Here is a 4,243-nt window from a genome sequence, read left to right as displayed (position 1 = left end):
CCCGCCTCGACCTCGCAAATGCAGAGGACGATCGTGCGGCAACAGGGATGTTGGAAACTGGTGCTGCGAGAGAGGATTGAACTCTCGACCTCTCCCTTACCAAGGGAGTGCTCTACCACTGAGCTACCGCAGCCGCTGATGGCGGGGCTTCTGCCATATCGAACCGGCAAGCGCAAGGCCAAGTGCAACGCTTCTGTGAAAGGCTTTGCCGGATGGCTTTTAATGACATGGCAGTGCCACAATGTTGGCTATCCCTGAACAGCAAGCTGGTGGGTCGCCGGCGGGATGGGCGATGGACGACAAGACAATTCCAGTGAAAAAGGATGGTCCACCGAAAAGCAGCGCAACAATCCGCAAGGATCGGCTCGCCGAGCAATTGCGCGCCAATCTGCAGAAGCGCAAGGCGCAGTCGCGCTCGCGGCGGACCGGCGAGGCCGACCTGCGTCCGGACGGGCTCGCTGCATCGAAGAAAATACAAAAAGATTAACTCAAATAGGTCACTCTTGGCCTGGGGTGGGCGAAATCCTATTTCTTGAACCAGATTGGCCAATGGTCTAGACGGGCCGCTACTCAAACGATTGAACCGGCCCTTTTTTGGCCGAGAGGGACGTTCTTCCATGGATCGCATCAGAATTGTCGGGGGCAACAAGCTCTCCGGAAGCATTCCGATCTCGGGCGCGAAAAACGCGGCGCTGCCTTTGATGATCGCCTCGCTTTTGACCGACGACACACTGACGCTGGAAAACGTGCCGCATCTGGCCGATGTTGAGCAGCTGATCCGCATCCTGGGCAATCACGGCGTCGATTATTCGGTCAATGGCCGCCGCGAGAAGCAGAATGAGGGCTATTCGCGCACCATCAACTTCTCCGCCCGCAACATCGTCGACACCACAGCGCCCTACGAGCTGGTGTCGAAGATGCGCGCCTCGTTCTGGGTGATCGGCCCGCTGCTGGCGCGCATGGGCGAAGCAAAAGTGTCGCTGCCGGGCGGTTGCGCCATCGGCACGCGGCCGGTCGATCTGTTCCTCGAGGGCCTCCAGGCGCTGGGCGCTGATATCGACGTCGACACCGGCTATGTCATCGCCAAGACCCGGAATGGCCGCCTTGTCGGCAACCGCTATATCTTCCCGAAGGTCTCGGTCGGCGCCACCCATGTGCTGATGATGGCCGCGGCACTCGCCAAGGGCGAGACGGTGCTGGAAAATGCCGCCTGCGAGCCCGAGATCGTCAATCTGGCCGAGTGCCTCAACGCCATGGGCGCGAAGATTTCCGGCGCCGGCACGCCAACCATTGCCATCGACGGCGTCGAATCGCTCTCCGGTGCGCGCGTGCGCGTCATTCCCGACCGCATCGAGACCGGCACCTATGCGATGGCCGTCGCCATGACCGGCGGCGACGTCGTGCTCGAAGGCGCGCGTGCGGACCTGCTGCAGACCGCACTGGACGTGATCGCCCAGACGGGTGCGGAGATCACGCCGACCAATTCCGGCATCCGGGTGAGGCGCAACGGCGCCGGCATTTCGCCGGTCGACGTGACGACAGCACCCTTCCCGGCCTTCCCGACCGATTTGCAGGCGCAGTTCATGGGCCTGATGACCATGGCCAAGGGTAAGTCGCGCATCACCGAGACGATCTTCGAGAACCGCTTCATGCATGTGCAGGAACTGGCGCGGCTCGGCGCTCACATCACGCTTTCGGGCCAGACGGCGATCGTCGACGGCGTGCCGAAGCTGAAGGGCGCGCCGGTCATGGCGACCGATCTTCGCGCCTCTGTCTCGCTGGTCATCGCCGGCCTGGCGGCGGAAGGCGAGACCACGGTCAACCGCGTCTACCACCTCGATCGCGGCTTCGAGCGGCTGGAAGAAAAGCTGTCCAACTGCGGCGCGGTGATCGAACGGATTTCGGCGTAGCCCGCGACCTCGGCTCCTCTCTAGCAGCGCAGGAGATTGGCGAAATCCTTCGCGGCAGCGTCCTTCTCCCCGTCACTATCCGGGGAGAAGTGCCCGGCAGGGCGATGAGGGGCAGCGCAGAGCTGCAGCTGTTGGTGCGGTTGCACCGATCGCCAAGACCGCCTAACAGAAGGCTGAACAATCAACCTTCAGGTGCGAAATCCGTATGACCGCCCTTAAGCTTATCGCGCTCGACGACCAGGATCTGAGCATCGTTTCGGCTCATGTCCAGGATGCCGTGCTGAAAGTCAGCGACCTCGAATTCCTCCCCGCGGCCAAGCGTTTCCTGCTGACCATGAACCGTTTCGTCTGGGAGGCAAAATCCGGCCTGTTTCGCCAGCATAATGAGCGACGGCAGGCCGTGCTGCATTTCGACCGCGTGCTCGGGGCCAAGACCAGCGGTATTGACCGCGACAAGCCTGCCGAAGTCCTGTCGCTGCTGGCGATCAGCTTCATCGAGATCAGCAAGCCGGCCGGCATCGTCGAGCTGATCTTCTCGGGCGGCGGTGCGATCATGCTCGACGTCGAGTGCATCGAGGCCCGTCTTGCCGACATCGGCGGGGCGTGGGAAGCCACCTCGCGCCCCATCCACAAGGCCTGAGCGTCCGATGGCCATCACGCTTCGTCAGTCCGATGCCGATTTCGAGCAACGTTTCGCCGCCTTCCTCACGACCAAGCGGGAGGTCTCCGCCGATGTCGATGCCGCGGTGCGCGACATCATCGCGCGCGTGCGCGCCGAGGGCGACGCGGCACTGATCGACTATACGCGGAAATTCGATCGCGCCGATTTGACCGGCCTCGGCATTGCCGTGTCTAAGGAAGACATCGCAACCGCCTACGAAACGGCCGACCCAAAGACGATCGAGGCGCTGGAGTTCGCGCGCGACCGCATCCGCTCGCATCATGAACGGCAGCGGCCGAAGGACGATCGCTATACAGATGCCGCCGGCGTCGAGCTCGGCTGGCGTTGGACGGCGATCGAGGCCGTCGGGCTCTATGTGCCGGGCGGTACGGCGAGCTATCCGAGCTCGGTGCTGATGAACGCCGTGCCGGCCAGAGTGGCCGGCGTCGAGCGCATCGTCATGGTCGTGCCGGCGCCGGGCGGCATCATCAATCCGCTGGTGCTGGTGGCAGCGGACATATCAGGCGTGTCCGAAATCTACCGCGTCGGCGGCGCGCAGGCGATCGCCGCCCTCGCCTATGGCACCGAGACAATCCGGCCGGTCGCCAAGATCGTCGGCCCGGGCAATGCCTATGTCGCGGCAGCCAAGCGCCAGGTTTTCGGCACCGTCGGCATCGACATGATCGCCGGGCCATCGGAAGTGCTTGTCGTGGCCGACGGCAGCAACGATCCGAACTGGATCGCTGCCGACCTGCTGGCCCAGGCAGAACACGACGCTTCGGCGCAGTCGATCCTGGTCACCGACGATCCGGCTTTCGGCATCGCGGTCGAACAGGCGGTCGAGCGCCAGTTGCAGAGCCTGCCACGCGCTGAAACGGCAGCGGCGAGCTGGCGCGATTTTGGTGCCGTGATCCAGGTGTCGACCATCGACGCCGCGCTGCCGCTGGTCGATCGCATCGCCGCCGAACATGTCGAACTGGCCATCGACGACGCCGAGGGCTTCCTGTCGCGGATGCGCAATGCCGGTGCGGTCTTTCTCGGCCGCCACACGCCGGAAGCCATCGGCGACTATGTCGGCGGCTCTAACCATGTGCTGCCGACGGCGCGCTCGGCGCGTTTCTCGTCCGGCCTGTCCGTGCTCGATTTCGTCAAGCGCACGTCGATCCTCAAGCTTGGACCGGAGCAGTTGCGTATCTTGGCGCCGGCGGCGATTGCGCTGGCCAAGGCGGAGGGTCTTGACGCGCATGGACGCTCCGTCGCCATACGGTTGAACATGTAGGCGGCGATGTCTGGCCCCGATCAAACCCGCGCCAGGCTGATCGATGTCGAACTCGATGAATCGATCGGCCGGTCAACGCCGGATGTCGAGCATGAACGTGCAGTGGCGATCTTCGACCTGATCGAGGAGAACAGTTTCCAGCCCGTCAATGACAGCGGCGACGGCCCTTACCGGCTGAAACTGTCGCTGGCCGAGCAGCGGCTGGTGTTTGCCGTGGCGCGCGAGGATGGCACCGCCGTCGTCACCCATATCCTGTCGCTGACGCCGCTCCGGCGCATCGTCAAGGATTACTACATGATCTGCGAAAGCTACTACGACGCCATCCGCTCCTCGTCGCCGAGCCATATCGAGGCTGTCTCTTATACATATCTCCGAGCCTACGAGACTCCTGAG

The 4,243-nt window shown here is 63.4% G+C and carries 5 protein-coding genes and 1 tRNA gene; 5 read left to right on the top strand and 1 reads right to left on the bottom strand.

Annotated elements, in window-relative coordinates:
* Positions 1–58 precede the first annotated feature (58 nt).
* A tRNA-Thr gene (locus tag EOA22_RS25880) sits at positions 59–133 on the bottom strand.
* Between the two features lie 159 nt (positions 134–292).
* Here EOA22_RS25880 and EOA22_RS25875 point away from each other — a divergent pair.
* The 5 genes from EOA22_RS25875 to EOA22_RS25855 form a co-directional block, all read left to right on the top strand.
* Positions 293–487, top strand: coding sequence for a hypothetical protein (locus EOA22_RS25875; protein WP_013530202.1), 195 nt, complete (start codon positions 293–295; stop codon positions 485–487).
* 130 nt (positions 488–617) lie between these two features.
* Positions 618–1,910: a UDP-N-acetylglucosamine 1-carboxyvinyltransferase gene (gene murA / locus EOA22_RS25870; protein WP_013530201.1), complete on the top strand. Its 1,293-nt coding sequence runs from the start codon at positions 618–620 to the stop codon at positions 1,908–1,910.
* Between the two features lie 205 nt (positions 1,911–2,115).
* Positions 2,116–2,550 (top strand): DUF2948 family protein, encoded by a 435-nt coding sequence (locus tag EOA22_RS25865; RefSeq protein WP_013530200.1) that lies wholly within the window; start codon positions 2,116–2,118, stop codon positions 2,548–2,550.
* Positions 2,551–2,557: 7 nt separating this feature from the next.
* Complete coding sequence (gene hisD, locus EOA22_RS25860; protein WP_024504780.1) at positions 2,558–3,850, top strand: histidinol dehydrogenase; 1,293 nt, start codon at positions 2,558–2,560, stop codon at positions 3,848–3,850.
* Positions 3,851–3,856: 6 nt separating this feature from the next.
* Positions 3,857–4,243, top strand: a 387-nt coding sequence (locus tag EOA22_RS25855; protein ID WP_127390308.1) for a UPF0262 family protein, incomplete at its 3' end; no start/stop codon positions are given.

This window comes from Mesorhizobium sp. M7A.F.Ca.US.014.04.1.1 (assembly GCF_003998745.1).
Lineage (GTDB): Bacteria > Pseudomonadota > Alphaproteobacteria > Rhizobiales > Rhizobiaceae > Mesorhizobium > Mesorhizobium ciceri.
Note: the sequence above shows the minus strand (reverse complement) of the source record. Positions and strands in the feature narration are given on the sequence as shown.